The 22,727-nt window shown below is 63.6% G+C and carries 20 protein-coding genes and 2 pseudogenes; 12 read left to right on the top strand and 10 right to left on the bottom strand.

Features of this window, described 5'->3' with window-relative positions; translation table 11 throughout:
• The first annotated feature begins 92 nt into the window (after positions 1-92).
• The 6 genes from A5777_RS21115 to A5777_RS21090 all read left to right on the top strand — a co-directional run bounded on the left by A5777_RS21115 (position 93) and on the right by A5777_RS21090 (position 9,356).
• Positions 93-479 (top strand): hypothetical protein, encoded by a 387-nt coding sequence (locus tag A5777_RS21115; RefSeq protein ID WP_231894603.1) that lies wholly within the window; start codon positions 93-95, stop codon positions 477-479.
• 68 nt (positions 480-547) lie between these two features.
• Positions 548-1,828 (top strand): AI-2E family transporter, encoded by a 1,281-nt coding sequence (locus A5777_RS21110; RefSeq protein ID WP_064864329.1) that lies wholly within the window; start codon positions 548-550, stop codon positions 1,826-1,828.
• 11 nt (positions 1,829-1,839) lie between these two features.
• Positions 1,840-2,937 (top strand): redox-regulated ATPase YchF, encoded by a 1,098-nt coding sequence (gene ychF / locus A5777_RS21105; protein ID WP_064864327.1) that lies wholly within the window; start codon positions 1,840-1,842, stop codon positions 2,935-2,937.
• Between the two features lie 23 nt (positions 2,938-2,960).
• Complete coding sequence (locus A5777_RS21100; protein ID WP_064864325.1) at positions 2,961-4,805, top strand: DNA methyltransferase; 1,845 nt, start codon at positions 2,961-2,963, stop codon at positions 4,803-4,805.
• Positions 4,802-7,726, top strand: a complete 2,925-nt coding sequence (locus A5777_RS21095) for a DEAD/DEAH box helicase family protein (protein ID WP_064864323.1) — start codon at positions 4,802-4,804, stop codon at positions 7,724-7,726. The genes A5777_RS21100 and A5777_RS21095 overlap by 4 nt, the downstream gene beginning before the upstream one ends.
• Positions 7,727-7,781: 55 nt before the next feature.
• Positions 7,782-9,356 carry a recombinase family protein gene (locus tag A5777_RS21090; protein ID WP_064864320.1) on the top strand — a complete coding sequence of 525 codons (1,575 nt, stop codon included), beginning with the start codon at positions 7,782-7,784 and terminating at the stop codon, positions 9,354-9,356.
• A gap of 62 nt (positions 9,357-9,418) precedes the next feature.
• Here A5777_RS21090 and A5777_RS25560 read toward each other — a convergent pair whose 3' ends face one another.
• The 7 genes and pseudogenes from A5777_RS25560 to A5777_RS21055 all read right to left on the bottom strand — a co-directional run bounded on the left by A5777_RS25560 (position 9,419) and on the right by A5777_RS21055 (position 16,360).
• Positions 9,419-10,267 carry a hypothetical protein gene (locus A5777_RS25560; protein ID WP_231895151.1) on the bottom strand — a complete coding sequence of 283 codons (849 nt, stop codon included), beginning with the start codon at positions 10,265-10,267 and terminating at the stop codon, positions 9,419-9,421.
• A gap of 349 nt (positions 10,268-10,616) precedes the next feature.
• Positions 10,617-10,937: pseudogene (locus tag A5777_RS25860) on the bottom strand (relaxase/mobilization nuclease domain-containing protein); the annotation flags it as partial.
• 131 nt (positions 10,938-11,068) lie between these two features.
• Positions 11,069-11,500, bottom strand: a complete 432-nt coding sequence (locus A5777_RS21075) for a hypothetical protein (RefSeq protein ID WP_064864313.1) — start codon at positions 11,498-11,500, stop codon at positions 11,069-11,071.
• A gap of 178 nt (positions 11,501-11,678) precedes the next feature.
• Positions 11,679-11,990, bottom strand: coding sequence for a hypothetical protein (locus tag A5777_RS21070; protein WP_064864306.1), 312 nt, complete (start codon positions 11,988-11,990; stop codon positions 11,679-11,681).
• Positions 11,991-12,089: 99 nt separating this feature from the next.
• Positions 12,090-14,834 (bottom strand): hypothetical protein, encoded by a 2,745-nt coding sequence (locus tag A5777_RS25555; protein WP_231895150.1) that lies wholly within the window; start codon positions 14,832-14,834, stop codon positions 12,090-12,092.
• A gap of 269 nt (positions 14,835-15,103) precedes the next feature.
• The gene (locus A5777_RS21060) at positions 15,104-15,406 is read right to left on the bottom strand and encodes a helix-turn-helix domain-containing protein (RefSeq protein WP_064864301.1); all 303 of its coding nucleotides are present in this window, start codon (positions 15,404-15,406) and stop codon (positions 15,104-15,106) included.
• A 495-nt stretch (positions 15,407-15,901) separates the two neighbouring features.
• Positions 15,902-16,360, bottom strand: a complete 459-nt coding sequence (locus A5777_RS21055) for an SRPBCC family protein (protein ID WP_064864299.1) — start codon at positions 16,358-16,360, stop codon at positions 15,902-15,904.
• Positions 16,361-16,471: 111 nt separating this feature from the next.
• Between A5777_RS21055 and A5777_RS21050 the strand changes: the two genes are divergently transcribed.
• From A5777_RS21050 to A5777_RS21040, 3 genes are all read left to right on the top strand, one after another.
• Positions 16,472-16,978 (top strand): acetyltransferase, encoded by a 507-nt coding sequence (locus A5777_RS21050; RefSeq protein WP_064864296.1) that lies wholly within the window; start codon positions 16,472-16,474, stop codon positions 16,976-16,978.
• 125 nt (positions 16,979-17,103) lie between these two features.
• Entirely contained in the window at positions 17,104-17,610 is a 507-nt protein-coding gene (locus tag A5777_RS21045) for a peptide-methionine (S)-S-oxide reductase (RefSeq protein WP_064864294.1), read from the top strand.
• A complete protein-coding gene (locus tag A5777_RS21040; protein ID WP_231895149.1) occupies positions 17,598-18,164 on the top strand; it encodes a putative immunity protein in 567 nt (188 codons plus the stop codon). Before A5777_RS21045 ends, A5777_RS21040 begins: the two co-directional genes overlap by 13 nt.
• Here A5777_RS21040 and A5777_RS21035 read toward each other — a convergent pair.
• Positions 18,151-19,056, bottom strand: a complete 906-nt coding sequence (locus tag A5777_RS21035; protein ID WP_231895148.1) for a cation diffusion facilitator family transporter — start codon at positions 19,054-19,056, stop codon at positions 18,151-18,153. The genes A5777_RS21040 and A5777_RS21035 overlap by 14 nt on opposite strands.
• A 152-nt stretch (positions 19,057-19,208) precedes the next feature.
• Here A5777_RS21035 and A5777_RS21030 point away from each other — a divergent pair, with 152 nt between their 5' ends.
• A complete protein-coding gene (locus A5777_RS21030) occupies positions 19,209-19,673 on the top strand; it encodes a VOC family protein (protein ID WP_064864292.1) in 465 nt (154 codons plus the stop codon).
• A 5-nt stretch (positions 19,674-19,678) separates the two neighbouring features.
• Complete coding sequence (locus tag A5777_RS21025; RefSeq protein WP_064864353.1) at positions 19,679-20,020, top strand: DUF1801 domain-containing protein; 342 nt, start codon at positions 19,679-19,681, stop codon at positions 20,018-20,020.
• A 17-nt stretch (positions 20,021-20,037) separates the two neighbouring features.
• Here A5777_RS21025 and A5777_RS21020 read toward each other — a convergent pair whose 3' ends face one another.
• Both A5777_RS21020 and murI read right to left on the bottom strand, forming a co-directional pair.
• Positions 20,038-21,048: an AraC family transcriptional regulator gene (locus tag A5777_RS21020; RefSeq protein ID WP_005207718.1), complete on the bottom strand. Its 1,011-nt coding sequence runs from the start codon at positions 21,046-21,048 to the stop codon at positions 20,038-20,040.
• Between the two features lie 103 nt (positions 21,049-21,151).
• A complete protein-coding gene (gene murI / locus A5777_RS21015; protein ID WP_005207719.1) occupies positions 21,152-21,991 on the bottom strand; it encodes a glutamate racemase in 840 nt (279 codons plus the stop codon).
• Between the two features lie 517 nt (positions 21,992-22,508).
• Here murI and A5777_RS21010 point away from each other — a divergent pair.
• Positions 22,509-22,727, top strand: a pseudogene (locus A5777_RS21010) (IS256 family transposase); the annotation flags it as partial.

Below are 22,727 nucleotides of genomic sequence, written 5' to 3'. Positions count from 1 at the left end.
GACTGTTCTGGCGGAAATCGGCCATCGCTGAGGCCGTGAGGGAAACCGGAAAAACGTGACGTAGATTACATCTGGGTGGCACCATGTTACGCATGAGTACACACTTTGGCGGTTTTCGACATCGAGGTCGCAACCGTGAACTCCCGCTCGTGGAGTATCCCGAGTGGGGTCTGGACATTCTGCGCGGACTGTACGGATCCGAGACCGTCGACAGCATTCTCGCCGAGCAGCAGCTATCCGGACCGAGTGCAGGCGTCGACGACCTCGCTCACCTCGACAACACGTCGTCGACACGCGGGGTGGGACCGGACGGCCGCGTCGAGCCTGCCGGTGATGCTTCGGTGAAGGCAACTCCGCAACGTAGCGCCGCGGACGACGACGCGCCGATCCCCCCGGAGATCTTGACCCCCATGCTTGCCGAGATCGAGGCGATCAACGCGATGCTGCGCTGGCTCAAGCGAACTTTCGCGCGCCACTGAAGCGACGATCCGAGTCATGCGAGCGATCGCTTTTCGCATGACCCGGTTGCTCATGTGAGGATCATCGCGTGACCGCTTCGTCCGAGAACGTCCCTGCCACGTCCGACTCTGAACCCGCCGAGACCGCACCCGCCACTTCCGCCACCGACTCCGCAGTGGCTGCCGACAAGAAACACCCGACCCGGATGTCGGTGATCCGGGAAGGCCTCCGCGAGTCTGCGATCGTCGCGCTGCAGGCTGTGCTCGTCGTGGCTGCGGTCTGGGTATTGCTGTGGGTCGTCGGCAAGTTGTGGGTCGTCCTCCTGCCGGTGCTGCTCGCGATCATCATCTGCACAGTGCTCTGGCCACCCGTCGCATTGATGCGCCGAAAAGGTGTTCCGCCTGCCGCCGCGGCTTTGGTGATGATGCTGGTCGCGATCGGCGTCGTCGCTGCGGTGATCGCTCTGATCGTCCCGTCGGTGGTCGCGCAGGCGCCCGAGTTGGCCAACCGCGCCACCGACGGTGTGCAGCGACTGCAGCGGTGGGTGCAGGGCCCGCCGCTCAACGTTCGGGACGAGCAGATCGACAACGCCGTCCACGCGATCGTCGGCAAGCTCCAATCGAGTTCGGCCACCATCGCGTCGGGTGTGTTCAGTGGGGTCGGGACGGCGACCTCTGTGCTCGTCACCCTGTTCACCATGATCGTCCTGGTCTTCTTCTTCTTGAAGGACGGACCCAAGTTCACCCCGTGGATCGACCGCACCATCGGGCACCCGTCGGCAACGCACATCAGTGAGGTGCTGCGTCGCATGTGGGGCACCCTCGGCGGCTTCATCCGCACGCAGGCCATCGTGAGCCTGGTGGATGCGACATTCATCGGCATCGGTCTGTTCATACTGAAAGTGCCGCTTGCCGGAGTGCTTGTGGTGATCACGTTCATGGGTGGCTTCATCCCCATCGTCGGTGCGTTCGTGGCGGGCGCGCTCGCGGTGTTGATCGCACTCGTGTCGAACGGTCTGACCACTGCACTCATTGTTCTCGCGATCATCATCGCCGTGCAGCAACTCGAGGGGAACGTGCTGCAGCCGTGGTTGCAGGCCAAGTCGATGAACCTGCACGCGGTCATCGTGCTGCTCGCGGTCACCCTCGGCGGTTCGATCTTCGGCATCACCGGAGCGTTCCTCGCGGTGCCTGCCGCTGCGACATTCACCGTCGTCCTGCGCTACCTCAACGAACGAATAGCCGAGCGAGCGGGGGAGACGCTGCCGCCGCAGGGCGCCCCGGTGACCGAGAACGTCGGAGTGCCCGACGACAAGGAGCCACCCGACGCCGGTGGTGGCGACGCAAACGACGCCGACGCGTCACCGTAGACTGGACACCCGTGAGTCTCACCCTCGGCATCGTCGGACTTCCCAACGTCGGCAAGTCCACCCTCTTCAATGCACTGACCCGCAACGACGTCCTCGCGGCGAACTATCCGTTCGCCACCATCGAGCCCAACGTCGGCGTGGTGGAGCTTCCCGACAAGCGCCTCGAGCGCCTCGCCGAGATCTTCGGCAGCGAGCGCATCCTGCCCGCCACCGTGTCGTTCGTCGACATCGCGGGCATTGTCAAGGGCGCCTCCGAGGGCGAGGGCATGGGCAACCAGTTCCTCGCCAACATCCGCGAGGCCGACGCCATCTGCCAGGTCGTGCGCGTGTTCGCCGACGACGACGTGGTGCACGTCGACGGCCGCGTCGATCCCTTCGCCGACATCGAGGTCATCGAGACCGAGCTGATCCTCGCCGACATGCAGACCCTCGAGAAGGCCATCCCGCGGCTGGAGAAGGAAGCCCGCAAGAACAAGGACCAGGCCGAGGTGCTCGACGCCGCGAAGAAGGCCCAGGAGATCCTCGACTCCGGCAAAACCCTGTTCTCGCAGCAGGATTCATTTGATCTGTCGTCGGTGCGTGAACTGCACCTGATGACTGCCAAGCCGTTCCTCTATGTGTTCAACGCCGATGAGTCGATCCTCACCGACGACGCCCGCAAGGCCGAACTCAAGGCCGCTGTCGCACCTGCCGACGCGGTGTTCCTCGACGCCAAGGTCGAGAGCGAGCTACTCGAACTCGACGAGGCCGACGCCCAGGAACTGCTCGACTCCATCGGGCAGGACGAGCCGGGCCTGCGCTCCCTCGCGCGGGCCGGATTCCACACGCTTGGCCTGCAGACCTATCTGACCGCGGGGCCAAAAGAGTCGCGCGCGTGGACAATTCACCAGGGCGACACCGCACCCAAGGCTGCAGGCGTCATCCACACGGACTTCGAAAAGGGCTTCATCAAGGCCGAGATCGTCTCGTTCGACGACCTCGACGCCGCCGGCTCGATGCAGGCCGCCAAGGCCGCTGGCAAGGTGCGGATGGAGGGCAAGGACTACGTCATGCACGACGGGGATGTCGTGGAGTTCAGAACGGGACTAACGTCTGGAAGTAAGAAGTAGCGGCCACGAGAGGGCGTCTTGGCATGAGCAAGTCACTACTGGAGCAGCTGCCCGGCATCGTCGCCGCGGGTAAGCGTCAAGCGGCACAGATTCTGGAGCAACTGGAGGGACGCAACCGCGTCAGCCTGCAAACGCGCGAGCTGGTCATCCCGTCGAAGGATCACGCTGGCTTCAGCTTCCAAGGCAACGACACCGGCGAAGTATCTACCGATCTCAATCGCTTGATCTATGGGGACAACCTGCTGGCGATCGCTGCTTTGCTCGCTGGTGACGAAGATAACCCGAGTCTGCGCGGAAAGATTGACCTGATCTACATCGACCCACCATTTGACTCGAAGGCTGATTACCGTACGAAGGTAACGCTGCCCGGGGCTACAATCGACCAGAGGCCAACAGTATTGGAGCAGTTCGCCTACTCCGACACATGGGCTGATGGAACGGCCTCGTACTTGGCGATGCTCATCCCTCGTCTGGTGCTTATGAGAGAACTCCTCACCGACACCGGAGCTATCTACGTTCATATCGATTGGCATGTTGGTCACTACGTCAAGCTTGCGCTGGACGAGGTTTTCGGTCGCGAGAACCTCATCAACGAGATCGTGTGGTGGTACAACAGTGGCGGTGGAACGAAGCGTCGATTTGGCCGGAAGCACGACACAATCTTCTACTACGGCAAGAATGCTGATAGCTCGTACTTCGACGAAGATGCTGCACGCGTGCCATACTCCGCTGTTATTGCTGAGTCGCGACGAGACATGTTTAATGCCAAAGGCAAGCTTGCACCGGATGTTTGGGATATATCGAGGCCACCCAATCACTCCAAGGAGTGGCTAGGATATGCGACTCAGAAGCCGTCGGCCTTGCTGGAGAGGGTTATTGCTGTCTCTTGTCCGCCGGGCGGTCTGGTGGCCGACTTCTTTGCTGGATCTGGAACGACCGCATCCGTCGCGGAGAGGCTTGGGCGGCGTTGGATCGCAAATGATATCGGCAAGCCAGGAATCATGATCAGCCGTAAACGGCTGATCGACCAGGAAGGGAAGCCGTTCCTGTATCAGGCGATTGGTGACTATCAGGTAGAGCAGGCTCGTTCCACCCTCGGACGTTCATTCCGCGTCGGTGACCTGGCCAAGGTCGTGCTCGACCTCTTTGGCGCCCTTCCGCTGGCGCACGAGGAGAATGCGAACGGAAGCTTGGGGCGGCTCCCCGGTACGCGAACGCTGGTGTTCGCTGACAGCCCCTCTCGTCTCACCACGATCTCGACTCTCAAACGGGCGCAAGGCTACCGAGAGGCCAAGATGGGGGGCTTCGACAAGGTAGTTGTACTTGGTTGGAACTTTGCGGCAGGGATCGGCCAGGACATAACCGACCTCAATGATCCGAACCTTGAGGTACTTGTGATCCCGCCGGATCTTCTCGACAGGCTGAAGAAGAAGGGCGCGGACAAAATCGCCTCCGAGGTACGCTTCTCCAGCCTCCAGTACCTCCAGGCGGATGCTGCGGTGCGCGCTGTGGATGCTGAGCACGACTCGCTGGTGGTTAACCTTCAGAACTACGTGCTGCTCTCACCTGAGGCGATCAACCTCGATCAGGCAAATCGTGCCAAGCTTCAGGACGTCATGAACACCGAGCCCTTGGCGCTCATCGAGTACTGGGCCGTCGACCCTGACTACAACGGCGAGGTATTCCGTTCCGTCTGGCAGGACTATCGCGGGAACACTGATAATGATGGCGACGAGTTGCGCGTCGTTACGGCAGCCGAGCTCGACATATCTCGCGTTGAGCGTCCGCGTACCGTCTGTGTCCGCGCCGTCGATGTGTTCGGCTTCGAGTCCGAAGTTGTCATCTCGGGAGTGGAGGTTCGGTCGTGAGTGGCTTCGCTGACTTCCCCCTCGCCAAAGGGCTCGCGGCGGTAGTTGATCCACTGGTCGCCGGCATTGTCGACGGCACCGGCTCGGAGCTGCTCGATCAGGTGACACCAGTTACGGCCGAGCTGTTGCGCTTCTGGTTCCAAAAGGACTACTGCGACCTGCGCGAACTGAACTTCCACGTCGGGCAGCGCGCCGCGATCCTGAACGTCATCTACGCGCATGAGGTGCTCGGGACGACCCGACTACGTGACCTGTACGAGGCGGTCGCAGCCGAGCCAATGCTCGAGGGCGGCGTGCTCGGCGAAGTCGTCCGCGAACGTCATGACCACCCGAAGTATGCGGCGAAGATGGCGACTGGCACGGGCAAGACTTGGGTGCTCAATGCGTTGCTGGTCTGGCAGCACTTGAACAACCTGGCCAATCCACAGGACCCGCGCTTCTCAAGCAACTTCTTGCTCGTAGCACCCGGCCTAATTGTGTACGAGCGGCTTCTCGACTCGTTTCAGGGCAAGGAGCAGGGCGGTGAGCGCGACTTCACCACGAGTGACATCTACCGCCAGCAGGATCTGTTCATCCCTGACACGTATCGCACCCAAGTCTTTGCCTTTCTCCAGTCCTCAGTTGTCACCAAGAGCGAGATTGGTCGCAAGGTGACTGGCTCGGGCATGATTGCGATTACCAACTGGCACTTGCTTGCGGGCAAGGAGGACCCTGACTTTCTTGATGACGGTGAGATCGAAGCACCCGGTGCCGAGATCGACCCCAAGGCAGCAGTCGAGAGCTTTTTCCCGCTCACCCCGGGAACGAGCGCTGGGAATTCGCTCGATGTCTTGGATCGTCGATTCCTGCGTGGTGGCCCACTTCAGGCGTTGAAGGATCTGCCTGACTTGGTCGTGTTCAACGACGAAGCGCATCACATCCATGAGGTGCGCAAGGCGGACGAGGTCACCGACGTTGAGTGGCAGAAGAGCTTGAGTGAGATCGCCTCGACGAAGGGGCGACGATTCACCCAGATTGACTTTTCCGCGACCCCGTACAACGAAGTCGGGGCGGGTCGCTCCAAAGGGAAGGCTTACTTCCCACATATTGTGGTTGACTTCGATCTCAAGTCCGCCATGCGTGCAGGATTGGTGAAGTCACTTGCTCTGGATAAGCGCAAGGAGATCGCGGCGTTGCCGCTGGACTTCAAGGCGGAGCGCGACGAGCAGAAGCGGGTCACTGGACTGTCGAGCGGTCAGCGGGTCATGCTCCAGGCCGGCATGAAGAAGCTCCAGATCCTCGAAGACCAGTTCGCTGAAGCAGATCCGAACAAGCATCCGAAGTTGCTGGTCGTCTGCGAGGACACCACCGTGACGCCGCACGTCGTTGATTACTTGCAAAGCACCGGCCTCTCCGACGATGACATCCTTCGGGTCGACTCTGGCCGAAAGGCTGAACTCGGCCCGAAAGACTGGGAGCCGATTCGAGAGAAGCTGTTTGACGTCGATCGTCACAAACAGCCGAAGGTGATCGTCTCTGTCCTTATGCTCCGTGAAGGCTTCGACGTCAACAACATCGCAGTAATCGTGCCGCTGCGATCATCCCAGGCGTCAATATTGCTGGAGCAGACTATCGGACGTGGCCTTCGCCTGATGTGGCGCGGTGATCCGTCGATCGATGAGCTCAAGGCGGAGACGCGCAAACGAATCAGCGAAGGGCTGGAGCCGACCAACTACTTCGACGTGCTGTTCATCGTCGAGCACCCAGCATTCAGTGACTTCTACGATGAACTGCTTAGCGGCGGGCTCATGGTAGAGACCGGTGAGGATTCGGGCACGACCGGGGCGACTGGCGATCTGGAGCATGTCGACCTGCGGCCGGGCTACCAGGCGTACGACTTTGAGATTCCGGTCATCCTGCGAGATGCCGACGAGGTACTGCGACAGCCAAGCGTTGATCCGCTGACGCTGTCGGCGTCTCCGTATCCGCTGGAACTGTTGCTGAAGAGCATCGGAAAGGGTGACAGATTCGTCTCTCATGACGCTCAGACGGGCACACAGTACGGCGACTACCGGGTTGATGGTGGTGTGCTGACTGCCACCGGCTACAACGACTACCTGTCCCGTATGACGACGCGAATCACCGAAGCGCTCGGCCGCACGATGACGAAGAGCCAGAGCAAGTACAACGAAAATGCCAAGTTCCCAATACTGCAGGCCTACCGTCCACTCCTGACCGGCTGGCTCGACACCTACATTCGACGCCGCCTCTTCGACCAGGAGTTTGACCCGCTGGCCGAGGAAAACTGGCGTGTGCTTCTGCTCGACGACGTCGCGCACAGAATTGCCGGGACCTTCGCCACCAAGCTCGTCGAGATGCAGGAGAGCCAGGTCGTCGCTTCAGCTGAGGTGCAGCATCGTTCACTCTCCGAGGTGACCAGGATCCCGGTTCGCGGCAGCACGGCCGAGGAAGTCAACAAATGCATCTACCCGAAACTGGCGATCCCATCCCACGGCGGCGGGCTTGAACGGCGATTCATCCGCTGGGCCGACAAGGACTCTGGTGTCGAGGCGCTCGCCAAGGTGCATGAGTATCGCCACGAATTCCTTCGTCGTCCGTACCTGAAGGCTGACGGCATGCCCGCGCAGTATTCACCGGACTTCCTTATCCGCACACCGTCTACCGTCTATGTCGTTGAAACTAAGGCGCAGTCGGCGCTGAGTGACGAGAACGTGCAGCGCAAGCAGAAGGCCGCGCTGGCATGGTGCGAGCAGATCAACGAACTGCCAGAGGTACAGCGAGACGGCCGCGTCTGGGCTTACGTGCTCCTAGGCGAGACTATCGTCGACGAGTGGCACAAGAAGAACGCCACAGTGACTGACCTCCTCGACTACGCACGCCTGAGGAAGACAGACACCACGCGCCAAGCAAGATTGTTTTGACCGCCCCGGATGTCGGTTCCGTACAGGACTGACGTCAGAGCGCTAGGCTGACGGTATGACAGTGCCTGCACCAGCGTCTCGTAATGCTGCTATCTACCTTCGAATTTCACTCGACCGCGAGATGGACGGCCTCGCCATTGAGCGTCAGCGTGAGGATTGCGAGCGCCTCGCCGAGCGTGAAGGCTGGGCAATCGTCGAAACTTACATCGATCAGTCCAAGAGCGCCACGGACGCCACGAAGTCACGCCCTGACTACGACCGGATGGTCGCCGACTACGAGGCCGGAGCCTTCGACGCGATCGTCTGTTGGGACCTCGACCGGCTCACCCGCCAGCCCCGTCAGATGGAGGACTGGGTCGACGCTGCACGATTCCGTGGCTTGCTACTCAAGTCGGTGTCCGGCGACGTCGATCTGACTAACGAGAACGGTCTCCTGATCGCGGGGATCAAGATCCAGGTCGCTCGCGCCGAGGTGGTGCGCAAGAGCAAGCGCCAATCTCGCGCGCAGAAGCAGCGAGCAGCGATGGGTCGCGCACCGAAGGGTATGCGGCCACTCGGATACGCAACCAACGGTGATGTGATCGAGCACGAGGCGGCCGCTGTCCGCGCCATCTACGCACTGTTCACCAAGACCGAGAATTCCGAATCCCTCAGATCCCTCGCGCGTGCATTGAGCGGTACGGACGTCATCGAGGGAATCGAAGCGCTGCCGAAGCACACCCACACGGTCTCAGTGGAGCGTGAGGCAGCGCGGAAGCAGCGCGCTGAAGAAGAGGGCCGGCCCTACGAAGCCCGGGAACCCAAGGCAGACGGTCCGTGGTCGCCTTCCACCGTGCTGGGCATCCTCCGAAACCCGCGCTACGCGGGCATGTCGACCTACACGCCCAAAGAGTTCCAGAAGGACGGCAATCGACGTCGCACCTGGCGCGCCCAGATCCTCCGAGATGATGTCGGGGAGCCGGTCAGGGGACAGTGGGAGTCCATCGTCGACGACGAGACGTGGTGGAAGGTTCAGGAGATCCTCGACGACAAGAAGCGTGTGACGAACACCAGCGGCTCGACCAAGCGGAAGCGCCTCGGGAGCGGCTTGTACAGGTGCGGTCTCACCGATCCCGAGACTGGCCAACCATGCGGGAAGAAGGTCACCGGTGCGCCGAGGGGTTACACATGCCCAGGCCACATGGTCAGGTCTGGCCCCGCGATCGACGACTTCGTCACCGATGCCATCAGCGCTCGCCTGGATCAGCCGGACGCGGTGCGCCGAGTACCGGCCACCGCCAACAACGCAGAGACCCAAGCGATCGACGCGGCGATCAGTGCGCAACGGGCCAAGATCAGCAGAGCCCAGCACGACTACGACGAGGAGATCATCGAGGGCCGCGATCTCAAACGGGTCAGGGACGCAGCCGAAGCGGCCATCCAGGAGCTCGAAGCGCAGCGGCTCCTACAAGGACGATCGGGCGCACTGGCACCGGTACTGGGCACTGACGACCCGGCGACTGCGTTTCGGGAGGCATCGTTGAACCTACGGCGGCAGGTCATCGACGCGCTGGCCACTGTCTCGCTGCAACCGCAGCCGCGCGGGCGGAAGGGGTTCGACCCAGCTTCTGTCGAGATCGTCTGGAAGTAGCTGTAGCAGGTTGACGAGGAACCCATTGGCCGGCCGCAAGCGGCAGGCCAATGGACTGATCGCTACACACGGTCCCGACGGCGCCAGTCGCCCACGACGCCGTAAGCCCACATCAGCGAGCGCCACACGCCCCACAGGGCGGCACCCACGGCGAAGACGAACAGGAGCGCCTTCGAGATCAGTTCCGGCTTGGAACCGTCGGTGGTCACCAGCTCCCAGGCATAAAAGACGCCGCCCACGAGAACCGTCCAGCCCATGAGGAGCGCAGCCGCCGGGACCAGTGTCAGTACGAACGCACCCAGCGCGTCCCAGTACCGCCGTGCGGCCATCTTGTCGGCAGCGGCCACCAGCCTCTCGACGCGCGCGGCCTTCGCCTTCTCCCCGTCGTCCATCGCTTTCCCGGCCTTGTCCACGACGGCGTTGGCCACCCCGCGGATCTCCTTCGCGGCAGCGGCCCTCACACCATCGACGGCACCGGCGGCCTTCTCGGCAGCGTCGGCGGCCTTCCGGGCGTCGGCAGCCGCCTGCTTACTGGCCGAAGTAATGCCCTTCGTCTCGGCGCTGAGGGCCTTCGTGGCCGAGCGCAGATCGTCGCCGCTCACGCTGTCGGCGAGCACGCTCAGCGTCTTCTCGATCTCGTCGAGCCTTTGCCGTACGGGCTCGATCGCGGATGCCGCGCTGGACGGTGGTGGACTGCCGGGCCGCTGCTGCTCCATCATCGTCAGCCGCCCGGACAGGCTCCGCGCGTCGCTGCTCTGCTTTTCGATGAGCTTGTTGATCGCCGTGGTCAGCTCGGCGACGTGTTCCTCGACGCGGCCCTGGCGACTCATCAACTCGCGCAACAGCCCCGAGTTCTCGGCGCTCGTCTGCGCGGCCTGGTCCTCGTTCTTCATGTCGTTGAGTAGCGGCATTAGTCTGCTCCTTCGTCTTGTTCTCTGCGTGGTAGTTGAAGATCTCGCCAGCACTCTTCGCGCTGAAGTCGAGGGAGAGCGCCTTGCCGGACTTCGACAGGAGTTTCCCGTTCTGGTGGCGCATTTTGTAGCGGTGCTCACCGCTCTTGGCCACGCTGAACTTCACGTCGTGCTCAGCCAGCACGGCCTTGTATGCCTCGCGGTCGGTCGAGCGCGGATCACGCAGGGACGCCGCGATCTTGTCGCCCAGGGCCCGCTCGAAGCCACCGGCCTCGTACTGCTCCCGCTGCAACGACCAGTCGACCCTCGCCTGCATGGGAGAGTCGAGCACCCGACATCCTTCGCGCTCCATCAGGGCGTCGTTGGTCTGATGGACTCCCTTCGCCCACGAGGTGTTGCGCTGCAGCGACTTACCCGTCAGGAGGTCGTTGTTGCACACGTAAATGTGGTTGTGGAGATGGCCGCCCTTGCTGTCAACATGGGTCACCACGAGGTAGTCCGCGCTGTGCATGTCCTCGGCGAGCTTGCTGCCGAGATCGTTCACGCGCTTGATGTCGTCCGGGTTGTTCACGTCGAACTCGTCGGGGCTGAAGTTCTGCGTGTACGAGTACAGCTCGACCTTGCGCCCATGGTCCTCGCAGTGCGCGATGAACTCGTCTGGATCATCCACGGACGAGGAGAGCGCGGCGGCGCGACTGGTACCGCGCCGCCGGTGCTCTTCCTTCTGCTGGCCGCTGTCACCGTAGAGGGCGTAGTCCACGCTGGACTGTGCCGAGTGCGACGACCGGACGTTGACGGTGCTCACAACCGGGTCCGATCCCCGGCGTCAGCCCGCAGCGCTTCGACGGCAACGATCACCGGAATAAGAGCCGTCTCCCGACCGGGGTCGGTGAGCGCCGCCAAGGCATCGTCGAGCGCGGCCGCGCGCTTCCCGTCGAGCTGGCCACCGTCGCGCAGCAGGTCCCGGATCTCGGCGAGCAACTTGACCGCCAGCTCGTCACGCCGACGCTCACGCCAGAGCACCGAGCCAGCGCGCCGGAGCTGCTCCACCAGCGCGACGCGGATCGGGTCCGGACGCCGTGCAGCGGCGCGATGAAGCCTCTCGACTTCATCGCGCCGAGCGTCGAGCCCGTCGCGCGCCAAGGCGCGCAACCACGCACCGGGCTTGACGCCCAGTGCCGCCCCGCGCGCGTCTATGGCCGCCCGCTCCGAAGCGCTGAAGCGCACCGTCACGCGGGCGGACAGTCGGTCCGACGTGCACGCGGGATCTGCGACACTTCCCCGACGGCCAGCAGGGTAATTGTCGGACAACGCTTCGCGCCGTCCTCCAATTACCACGCCCCCGTCCTCCCTCGCTTCGCTCAGTCCGGGCGGGGTCTCTGCTTCTTCGCCCGCCATGCGAGCAGCGGTACTACTGGACATGACCAGCACCGCCCCAACCGGTTTCACCGAACCCGGCCGATGCCGTGGCAGACGGCTCATCCGTCGCCGCCGGCCCGTCGCCCGGAGTGTCATCGTCACCGAACAGTTCGTCACGGATCAGCTTGAACTCGGCGGTGAAGGCAGCGCGCCCGTCACCGATCTTGGAGTGCAGGCGCTTACCGAGCTTGGCCGCTTCGCGGGCGTCCTTCGCCTTCTGCTTCTGCTTCAGTTCGGTCACGCGGGCCTCGGCCTCGGCCAGCAGCTCGTCGAGGTTCTTGCGGGTGTTCTTGTTGTCGGTCATCAGATTTCCTCTCATTGGTTGCCGGGTGCTTCCCGGCCGCAATTGGTGGTGCGGCGCGAGGACTTCAGGCGGCGCGTTGGGCACGGTCATAACCCCCGATCACCAGTCGGGGAGGCCGTCGACGACCTCAGCGAGCGCGTTCAGGTCGGCGTCGGCCAGCACTCGAGCCCGACGGTCGCGCTTACTCATGTGCTCCCACTGAGCGCGTGTGAAATCACCGAGCCCGAGCGACGACAGGTAGGCGATCTTCTGAGCCACCGGGACGCGCGATACCAGCACAGGGACGGCGATCAGACCTTCCTTGTGCGCGGCCACCAGCTCAGTCAAAAGCGCGGACCCGACCGTCCGGATACGCCGGCCGACGGCACTGTCGTAGCGGCGCTTCCACGTCTTCATGTCGGAGACTGTGCGCAGGGTTCCGGTCGGCCGATCCTCGCCCGTAGTGCCGGGGCGCATAGCGGCGATGTGACGGGCGATGTCGCGCCCACGCGAGTAATCGACGACCGTCCCCCACGCGGCGGTGCCGTAACCGGCCACCTCATGCCCACGGACCTCGTCGGCCCGCAGATCGTCCAGCAACGGCTGACGCTTCATATCGAAGTCGAGACACACAGCGGGCGTCCGGTGGACCGGGCCGAAGTCGAGACGGTCGACGGTGCGAGACAACTCCCGGAACGACGGGAACGAGGTGTAGGCGTTCAGGACCTTCCCGTCACGGGAGACAGCAGTGTCGAGGAACCACTCGCGCTCCGCGACAGACCCGCTACGCTCGATGCCGTCAGGCGTCTTCAGCCCGGCCCTGGCCAGTACGCCACCCCGCGACAGGCTGACGTTGCCGCGAGTCGTCAGATTGACCAGGTCATCCTGCCGATGCTTCACCTCCCAGACCGACGGATCACCGGCCAGCGCTTCACGCGACGAACGGAACACCTCAGCCAGTCCGAAGGCATCGCAGCGCTCGACGTCGGCTTCAGTGGTGATGAATCCGTCGGTCGTCACGCTCAACAGGTCGACCTGGTTGGCCACGCCGAGCAGGAACGCACGGACCAGGCTGGTGATCATCGCGGCGTGGTACGGCGATGTCACAGCAGACCCGCCGATCGATTCCATTTCCTCGGCCCAGGAGTTCCAGCCACGTCGTTCGGCGACATCCTGCGCGAGCTTGCCGTAGCAGGAGTTGGTGGCCACCTTGATCATCAGCTCGACAAGCGAACCCTTGCCCCAGATCCGTTTGGCCGCAGCACGATCGGCGACCATCTGCTGTACAGCTGAGCGCATGGATCTGGAAGGCCCGTCTCCGTTCTCCAGCACGCGCAGCCGATATCCGATCTGGACATCGACGCGAGCGCCGAGCCTGAGAGCCAGCAGCAGTTCGGGACCGCAGCACCACGACCCCTCGAACGAGTCGAAATCAACAGCGGCCATTCCCTCGCCCTGCGCGGCGCCGATGCCGTCAGAGGTGCGCGGGTAGATGATCGACTGACCAACCTGGACCGGCAGGCACGGCTCGACGTCCTCGGGGAACTCCCAACTGACGTAGGCGACCAACGGAGTGGTGAACCCCAGCGGGAAATCGTCGACGGACAGTGTCCGGTCCTTGATGACTTCCTCGATACACCCGCGCTCGAAGTCGACATCGACGACGGCGGCCATCGCAGACGGATACGCCGACTGGATGTCGTGGTCGTACGTCGTCGTCGAGAAGTGGCCAACCTTCAGACAGCTGTTCCAGCCACCGTGGAAGGACTTTTTGAAGGCGGAGTGGACCTGGTTGGCGTCTCCGTCGACCGGTGTCTGCGAGCGCACGGCGTAGTAGCTCAGACCGTCGTCGCTCACCTCCTGCCCCTCGTCCACGGACACCAGGCCCTGGAAGCGAGCCGAGAACTCCGCATTGCTGGAGACGCCCAGGTAGCCCTTGATGCCCGCCCGCAGAGCATGAGCACCCCCGCCTGAGAGTGTCACCGGAGGCACGGCGTTGACTCCCCAGAGCGCCGTCGAGTACTCCACCACGATCGCGGCATCGTTCACGCCGTACTCCAGAAAGTCGGCGAGATGGTCGCGGCGGTAGCCGGTCATGTCCTCGATGGCATTACCGACATCGAGCTTCGGCACCCCGCACACTTCACCGAGCGACTTGAGGCTGTTGGAGCCGGCGGCGGCCTGACCCATCGTGTCCCGGACGGTGATGGACAGCGGCAGGTACCGCTGGCTCGAACCGCGAGGACCGGAGATCGCCGCCATACGGATCGGCTTCAGCGACACCAGCCCACCGGAAGCCGACGTCACCCGGCGCATGATGTCGTCGTAGCGACCGTCGCCCCGGCGCCGACGCGGCCGGGCGAACGCCGTCAGGTCGGCCGGCAGGTAGTGACCGGCGAGCACCACACCGATGCCGTGACGGCCGTAGAGAGCGCTCATGCTGGCGGCGTAGTCACCGCCGACCCAGAAGTTCCGCCGGGCCACTCCGCGAGGATCGGGAAGACCAGCCGAACGCCACAGGCCGCTCTCGCGGATCACGACCGCCAGGCAGTTGGCGATGGCCAGCGGACCGCCGTAGCTCCCGCCACCGTCGGTGTGACGGACCGCTCCGTCGACCAGCGGCAGCAGCACGATGTCGAAGCGATAGCCACGGTCTTCAGGATCGAAGACCGAGAACTGGTAGCTGTCGATCGACCGCCGGCCGTCGGCGTCGTAGGTGAACTCAGTGTCGAAGCCGATGACCGGCGCGGTCTGATCGGTACCCATCGCGCGCACCGTCGCGAGGTCACCGAGCGAGTGCTTATCAGGCTCAGGCGACGGCACGCTGGCCTGGCCGTTCCGGCCAGGCCAGTCTGCCGTTCCCATAGGGGATTCTGGCCTGATAGCATCGTCGCAGTTCGGGCCCTGTTTCTCGGTCTTCTCGCTGACAACTTTCCCGGGAACGTTGTCAGAAACGACGCTCACAGAGGGCTGTTCCGATGTCCTCAGAGTCCGCTCAACGCGACGGACGAGGACGGCGGTCTCGACGCCACTGACGAGCTCGCGATCGACCGTCCAGGATGTACCGGCGACACCCTCCAGGACTCGCCGGTACTCGACATCGCTGTCACCCCAGTCAGCGCAGCGCGCGCCCATCAGGCGCTCCCCAGCAGCGAGGACAGACGCCGCACCTGGGCGTCGGTCAGCGGGGGAGCGGTGGCCACCACGCGCTGAATCGCGGACTCGACGTCCTCGAACGTGGTGGCGCGCTTTGGGACAGCGAGAGCGTCGAGGTCAGCGCGGAGGACCTTGACGCGCCCGCCGATCTTGACCGCTGGCAGATTCCCATCGGCGATGTACTTGCGAAGGGTCTGGTACGCGCCATAGCCCAGCGCGACGGCCTCGGTGAGGTTGAGATAGTGAGATTGATCGGACGCAGGAGGTGGGGTGTACCCCATCAGAAACTCCAGACAGCTGTAACTGTCCGGAGGGGGTTGCGTTTACCGGCTTACTACTTGGGCGGCCTGCAGGTGCCGTGCTCCGTTGACGTCTACGACGCCAGTTGCTTTACGGGAGCGCTAACTCCCTACCCAATCCCTATTCGGCACCTCGCCTGCCATGCGAGGCCGTTACCCGTTCCACGTCATGTCGGAGGATTTACCCGCTGCTCGCGGTTCGGTGCGCTACACCGTGGGGCGATGCCTTGGTTCGCCTCCACCCTCGGGGTGATCCCTCTTCGATTATCTGGCGGTCGCGATCATCAAAGACTTGTAGCGATCCTACCAACCTTGTCAAGCGCAGGCGAGCCGGAGTGCTCATAACGCAAGCAAGGTACGGAAAGCGGTGGAGTTCCGGTTCAACGTGTGACGGCTCTGGGTAGCATGCCGGAGTGTGCCTCTTGCCGCGGTTCCGTACGGCTCTACGCGCGAGGAACGCCGATGGTTGGAGTGTCGTCAGCTGTGGTCCGCAGCCCAGGCGTCGACACACGACGGTAGTTTGGCAAAGTTGCGGTTCAGCAGCCACTGAAACAGGGCCGAGTTCAATGCGTCGGCGAGGCGTCCGAGGGCACCACCGAACGGGGGATCGCCGTAGATTCGAAGCGTGTAGCGGGTCCCGCCCGAAACTGCTTCGAGGTTGTCGCGCGTAGTGACGGGCACGCGTGCCTCGGTGAGTTTGAACTCCATCCCATTTGGAGGGTCGAGATAGGTGAAGGCGCCGGTCCATTCGTCGGTGATGCCAAAGGTGCGAATCACGCCGTGCCAGAGGTCACCGAGCTCGTAGGGTGGCTGCTTTGCTGAGGTTGCCGAGACGACCCCGGGAATGATCGTGTACAGATTGTCGGGCTGGCTGATGTAGTCCCAGACGACGGTCACGGGATGTGAGATGACAATCGAACTTGTGACGTCAGGCATATGGAGAGCGTAGGGCGATTCGGGCGGATTGGGCAGGATTCGGGGCGACAGTGCGACGGCATCGACTTCGACGTGGTGGAGTTCCGGCTCAACGTGTAAGACTCTGAGGAAGTGAGCGATTCAAAGGACAGAGCCCAGCCGGTGATCCGTCGGGCGGCCGGCCCGGGGGAGTACCCGCGCCTGGTGGCAATCTGGCGCAGTGCCGTGGACGCCACCCACGACTTCCTCGCAGAGGTCGATCGTGACGAGATCGAATCGCACCTGGCTTCCGACTACCTGCCGCACGTCGACCTGTACGTTGCCGATCAGGAAGGGCTCCCAGTCGGGTTTGCAGGAGTCTCAGGGGAGAGCCTCGAGATGCTGTTCGTCGACGCGCTGCATCGCGGCCAGGGGATCGGTACCGGTCTGCTCTCGTTCGTCGTCGCGGAGTGCGGCGTGCAAACCGTCGACGTCAACGAGCAGAATGCGCAGGCGGTCGACTTCTACCGCCGACGTGGTTTCACCGTTGTCGGTAGGAGCGAGCTGGACGATCAGGGTCGCCCCTACCCGATCCTCCACATGGCGTTCCGCGGCGCGGGTGCAGAGCCCGAAGCAGTCGAGCTGCGGTTCACGGTGTAGCCGTCCTGCTACGCATCAGAACCATGCGGCAGCCGGTCCGTGCCCGCGCCTCCGTGACACTCGTGCATGCCGTGTCGGTGAGTGCGGCAGCGTCGACGATCCACAACAGGTCGTAGCATCGGCACGTGGGCGAGACCGAGGAAATCTATCTGGCGGGCGGCTGTCTGTGGGGTGTGCATGCGTTCGTGTCGACGTTGCCGGGGGTGGTCTTCACCGAGGCCGGACGAGCGAACGGCGCCGGGCAGTCGCTCGACGGTGACTACGACGGCTATGCCGAATGTGTGCGGACCCGCTTCGACGCGAGCGTCGTGAGCGTCGCGCAACTGATGGCGTATCTGTTCGAGGTCATCGACCCGTACAGCGTGAACCGACAGGGTCCGGACGTCGGCGAGAAGTACCGGACCGGCGTGTACTCCGACAACCCGACGCATCTGCAGCAGGCGCGAGAGTTCATCGCCGCGAGGGACGACTCCGAACGCGTCGTCGTCGAAACGTTGCCACTGACCAATTACGTGCGCAGCGCGGACGAACATCAGCACCGACTCGCTCGCTTCCCCGAGGACTCCTGCCACATCCCTGCGGAAGTGCTGACCGGGTACCGCAGCACGTCCGTCGGCGAATGCGCTCTGTGAACTCGGCGCAGACACTCGACGATGCCGAGCGCCGAGTGCTCGCACGGTGGGCGGTCGCGTGTGCGGAGCGGGTTGTCTCGCTGTTCGATGCCGATCCGAACGCGCAGAATGCGATTCGCGACGCCGTCGCCAGGACCCATGCGTATGCCGCCGGCGACAGTACGGCTGCCGAGGAGATCGCCAAGCGGATGCAGGCGGTGAAGGCCGCGAAGCAGGCGACCACACCCGCGGGTGCGGCTGCCGCCCGGTCGGTCGCGCAGGCATCTGCGGTCGCCCACATGGGTGCGCACGCACTGGGTGCTGCAGCGTACGCGGTCAAGGCGGTCGGACTTGCGAATCCCGGCGATCCGCAGGCAGTGGATGCCGAGATCCGTTGGCAGATAACGGAGTTGACGGAGGAGGAGCAGTCGGTGTTACGTCGACTGCCGTCGCTCGGCTCCGATTCGTCAGGTCCTCTCGGGCCCGGGCTGCTGTGCCGCGGCGTCCTCGGTACGACGATCCGCGCCATCCAGGCGCAGACGGGATGCGCAGACCCTCCGGTCAGTCCTCCATGAGTGAGCGGTCGGTGGACAATTCCACCGTCGCCCAGACCTGATGCTCGGTGGAGGCGAGTCTGTCGACGATGAAGCGGCGAACCTGATCTTCCTCTTCGACTCTCCAGACGCCGGGCGACACAAGATAATCGATCTCCACGTAGAGCCTTCGCCCGAGTCGTGTGGCGCGAATGACCGGGTCAGTGAGGTCGAAGTGCTCTGTGGCCTCGGCGGCGGCCTGCTCGATGATCGCGCTCAGTTCGTCGGGGGGAGCGGCCTCCATCAGCTCGCGAATGGCCTGTCGTGCGAGCTTGACCGCCATCGGGGCGATGGCTGCCGAAGCGATCAAGACCAGCGTCGGATCGACGTAGGCGGCCGCCGATGTGGCGCCATGATGCCGGAGTGTGAGGGCGATACCACCGCCGATCGCAACCATCACGCTCATCAGGGTCCCGGCGCGCCAGCCGACGAGCTCAGCCCTGACCAACTGCGACGACCGTGCCGGGCGAGTCAACAGCACGACGACGAGCAGCGACAGCACGGCTGACACGACACCGTAGAGGGCCACCGATCCGGGATCGGCGTCGGAGCCGCCCGCGATGATCACCGACACGGCGTCGGCGACGCCATAGGTGAGAGTCGCGATGAGCGCCGTGCCCTGCAGCGCGACCGCGAGCGCCGTCGCACCGTGTCTGCCGAACGGGAACTCGACGCTCGGCGGTGAGGCCGCGGCGTGCGCGGCCACCATCGACGTCCCGACGAGCGCGATTCCCGCGAGCATGTAGATGCCGTCGAACAACACCACACTCGAGCCGCTGATCACGCCCCAGATCACCGCTCCGCCGCCGAGCACCGCGGTGGCCACGAGGCTCGTCTTCAGCGCTGTGCTCTCGCTCGCAACTCCGTCGGACACCTTCGCAGTGTCGCATGGGCCACCCCGCGAGTACGCGCAGCACAGACCGGCTGCGTCGAAGATGTCGCCGCATTCGTGGATCGGCGTCGTCGCGATCCGTCCCCCGACCGAAGCCGGGACCGAGGCCCGTCACGCCCGGTAGCGTCCGGGACATGGCAATAGCACTGGAAAACGTTGGCATCGCCGTCGACGACCTCGACGCCGCTACCGCCTTCTTCACAGACCTCGGCCTCACCGTCCTCGGTCGCGACGAGGTCAGTGGCGAATGGGCCGACACCGCAGTCGGGCTCGACGGCAACCACGCGAAGATCGCGATGCTGGCGACACCGGATGGCGCCGGCCGCCTCGAACTCTTCGAATACATTCATCCGGAAGCGATCGCGACCTCGCCGACGCTCCCCAACGAGATCGGCATGCACCGCGTCGCGTTCTCGGTGGATGACATCGACGACGCGCTCGCCGTCGCTGCGCGCCACGGCTGCCAGCCGCTTCGGGGAGTTGCCAACTACCAGGACGTGTACAGGCTCAGCTACGTCCGCGGACCGAGCGGCATCATCGTGATGTTCGCTCAAGACCTGCGCAAGCGCACGACCAGCTCGCCAGACCGGCTACCGTGACCGACATGGCAGACGATTGGCGTGAATCCAGGGTCGATGAGATGCGGTCACTGATCATGCGGGCCAACCCCGACATCGTCGAAGAGATCAAGTGGCGCAAGCCGTCGAATCCCGATGGTGTGCCGACGTTTTCGGCAGACGGACTGATCTGCACACTCGAGACCTACAAGGACAAGATCAAGCTCACGTTCGCCAAGGGGGCGTCGCTGCCCGATCCCGCGCACGTGTTCAACGCGAGCCTCACCGCCGGAACCAGACGCGCGGTCGACATCAGGGAGAACGACGATCTCGACGCCGATTCCTTCGTCGCGCTTGTGCAGGCTGCGATTGCACTCAATAGGGCGTGAGTCCCTCGCTTGCCCGATCAGCTGGGGTGCACGGGTTGAGCGCAGTGATGGCGTCGGTACTCATCGGGAGTGAGGCCGTACTTGGCTCGGAATCGGTTTCGGAAAGCGGCCGTCGAGGAGAACCCGGCGGCGTGGGCGATGTCGTCGAGCCGAGCGTGTCCCGGTTGTTCGAGCTTGGTTCGGGCCCAGTCGAGTCGACGCGCGGCGATCCGGCTCGCCAGTGAGGGTTGATCTGGGTCAGCAAGTTGTCGGTAGAGATGACGTTTGCTGATGTGCAGGTTCGTGGCGATGGTGTCGGCGGTGAACGCGGGGTTCCGAAAGTTGCGGTCGATCATGCCGTCGATCGCTTCTCGCAGGACAACCGGTTGCTCGCGCAAGGTCTGATATCGGCTGGTGTGCTGGTTGAGCAGCATCCGCACAACGTCGATGATGTTCTGCTCGGCATCGGCGTCGACGTCGATGCCGCCGATGACGGCATCGAGGGCGAAACGTGTCACGAGTCCGGTACATGCTCGGGTCAGCACCGTGTCGGCGGGGTTGGGTGCGACGGTCGCTCCGGCAGCGATGTCGTCGCCGAGCATGTCGGTCGGTATCCAGATCCCGGCCACCTCGGAAGTGCTGTGAGTGGTGAGATCGTAGGGCAGGCGGCTGTCGGTGATCGACAACTCTCCGGCTCGCGCCAAGAACTCGTGGCCGTTGGCCGAACCGGTGGTAAGGCCTGTCGAAATGCTGGCCAGTATCAGAAAGTTCGACGGGCACTCACGTATATGCGCCGCGGTTCTCAGCGTCCGGACCGGAGTTTGCAGATAGCAGAATGTGAAGATCGAGCCGAGAGGCCGCCAGTACGCGAGCTGCTCGAAGTCCTCCGGAACCTCCGCATCGAATTCGACGATGGGCAGGTAGAGGTCGATACCCTGGCGACCGCGGGAGCGCACCTGGATCGACCGGTGAGGCCCGAGCGCGCCCACCGGTCCGATTCGCTTGCGCCACTGGTTGACGAGTTCAGGATCGAGTCCGGACCGGAGCATGGGTGAGTCCCTTTCGTCGACTTTCCCGTCCGTGTCCAGAATGGCAGAGCACGGGGCGGTGTGTTCGGCGATGGGAAGCATTGCCCCGGTACAACGGAACACGTCACGGCGCGGCGCAAGATGCATAGTCGACGTGTTCGAGAAGTGTGTACTCGCGAGTGATGCCGAGTTCGTTGAGCACGGTGTCGAAGACGGGCCGGGTGCCGCTGGTGTTGATCTCGAGGGTGCCGACGGTGTCATGGTCACCGTGCAGGAGGAGTCCGCTCTTGACGAGCCGCAACCGAACATCGCGGGCTTGGTCCTTGGCCGGGTTGATGAAGGCGACGTGGGGTGCTTTCGCTTCGAACAACGGTTGCAGGATGGGGTAGTGCGTGCAGCCGAGCACGATGTCGCGGACCGAGTGGGCGTTGAGCAGATCGTTGAGGTGGCTGGTGACCTCGGCATCGATGGCGGGGCTGGTGAGATCCCCTTGCTCGATCAGCGCGGCCAGCTTGACGCTGGGCTCGCCGAACACAGTGATATCGGGGTTGAGTTCGTCGATGAGGGTGGGGTAGCAGCGTGAGGCGATGGTGAACGCGGTCGCGATGACGCCCACCGACTGATAGCGCAGATGCACGACATCCTCGGCCGCCGCTCGCACGATGGACAGGACGGGGATGCCGAACTGATCCTGATATCCGCTGAATTCCGGCAGGTCGAACGTCGTGGAGATGGTGTTGCATGCCACCGCCACCATCTTCACGCCTCGATTGGCGAGGTAGCGCAGCATGTGGGAGGTGAGTTCGACGATCTCGGCGCCGGTGCGGTTTCCGTACGGAGCATTTCCATTGTCCCCGCAATAGATCACATTCTCGCCCGGCAACAGCTTGGACAGCGCGGCCACGGTGGTCAGGCCTCCGACGCCCGAATCGATGACGCCGAGAGGGGAGTGCTTGGTGATCACGTGGTGCTCCTGCATTGGTCGACGCGTGCGCTTGGTGAGAGGTAGCCCTGAAGTTCCAACAGTCAAGACAGAGCGCGTCTTTGGGGCCTATGGGTCGCTGCAACAGATAGCAGGAACCCGTCGTATCCCGGTGCGCCGAGCGCGATTCTGGCGCACTTTTGCAGCCCCATGTCGCAGTTCCGTGGTGTCATTCCGGGAGCCGCTCGCAGAGTCCACCGCGCACTCTGACCGCGTCGAATCCGCCCGCCGGATTCGTACCTCTCCGCGCGGACACAGAATTACTGTCGATAACGATTTGCCCCGGTGGGTACACATCGTGGTCCGAGTCGCCGATACTGCAGCGGTGACCCAAGCCAAACGACGCACCTTCTCCTCGGTGGCGGTGGCGTTTCTTGCCGTCGCCAGCCTGATGTTCTCGGACCAGGGGAGTAGCGCCGCTGCGGGATGGCGCTACACGGTGGTGGGGGGTGTCAGATGGTCTGTGTAAGTCCAGTGCTCATCAGTGAGAGGAAGATCTATGAGCATGGCGTTAGACGACAAGCAGCAGGGCCACGACGATCATCAGTTGCCTGAGCTGGCCGAGCCACGTTCGACTGCGGAGGTGGCCGAGGCGTTGGCGGCTTCGGGCATGGTCGATGAGTTGTTGGCCCAGATCGATACCGGGCAGGTTCAGATCACCGGGGACGGTGGCCTAATTCCGGGTCTGATCAAACTCGCCCTCGAACGTGGGCTGAAA

The sequence above is a fragment of the Gordonia sp. 852002-10350_SCH5691597 genome (assembly GCF_001665715.1).
In the GTDB taxonomy this organism is placed as follows: Bacteria; Actinomycetota; Actinomycetes; order Mycobacteriales; family Mycobacteriaceae; genus Gordonia; species Gordonia sputi.
This window is presented reverse-complemented; position numbering and strand designations above follow the sequence as displayed.

Coding starts and splice junctions, on each gene's coding strand:
- A5777_RS21115 (WP_231894603.1), top strand. CDS start 93: ATGAGTACACACTTTGGCGGTTTTCGACATCGAGGTCGCAACCGTGAA.
- A5777_RS21100 (WP_064864325.1), top strand. CDS start 2,961: ATGAGCAAGTCACTACTGGAGCAGCTGCCCGGCATCGTCGCCGCGGGT.
- A5777_RS21090 (WP_064864320.1), top strand. CDS start 7,782: ATGACAGTGCCTGCACCAGCGTCTCGTAATGCTGCTATCTACCTTCGA.
- A5777_RS25560 (WP_231895151.1), bottom strand. CDS start 10,267: ATGCCGCTACTCAACGACATGAAGAACGAGGACCAGGCCGCGCAGACG.
- A5777_RS21070 (WP_064864306.1), bottom strand. CDS start 11,990: ATGACCGACAACAAGAACACCCGCAAGAACCTCGACGAGCTGCTGGCC.
- A5777_RS25555 (WP_231895150.1), bottom strand. CDS start 14,834: ATGGGAACGGCAGACTGGCCTGGCCGGAACGGCCAGGCCAGCGTGCCG.
- A5777_RS21060 (WP_064864301.1), bottom strand. CDS start 15,406: ATGGGGTACACCCCACCTCCTGCGTCCGATCAATCTCACTATCTCAAC.
- A5777_RS21055 (WP_064864299.1), bottom strand. CDS start 16,360: ATGCCTGACGTCACAAGTTCGATTGTCATCTCACATCCCGTGACCGTC.
- A5777_RS21040 (WP_231895149.1), top strand. CDS start 17,598: ATGCGCTCTGTGAACTCGGCGCAGACACTCGACGATGCCGAGCGCCGA.
- A5777_RS21030 (WP_064864292.1), top strand. CDS start 19,209: ATGGCAATAGCACTGGAAAACGTTGGCATCGCCGTCGACGACCTCGAC.
- A5777_RS21025 (WP_064864353.1), top strand. CDS start 19,679: ATGGCAGACGATTGGCGTGAATCCAGGGTCGATGAGATGCGGTCACTG.
- A5777_RS21020 (WP_005207718.1), bottom strand. CDS start 21,048: ATGCTCCGGTCCGGACTCGATCCTGAACTCGTCAACCAGTGGCGCAAG.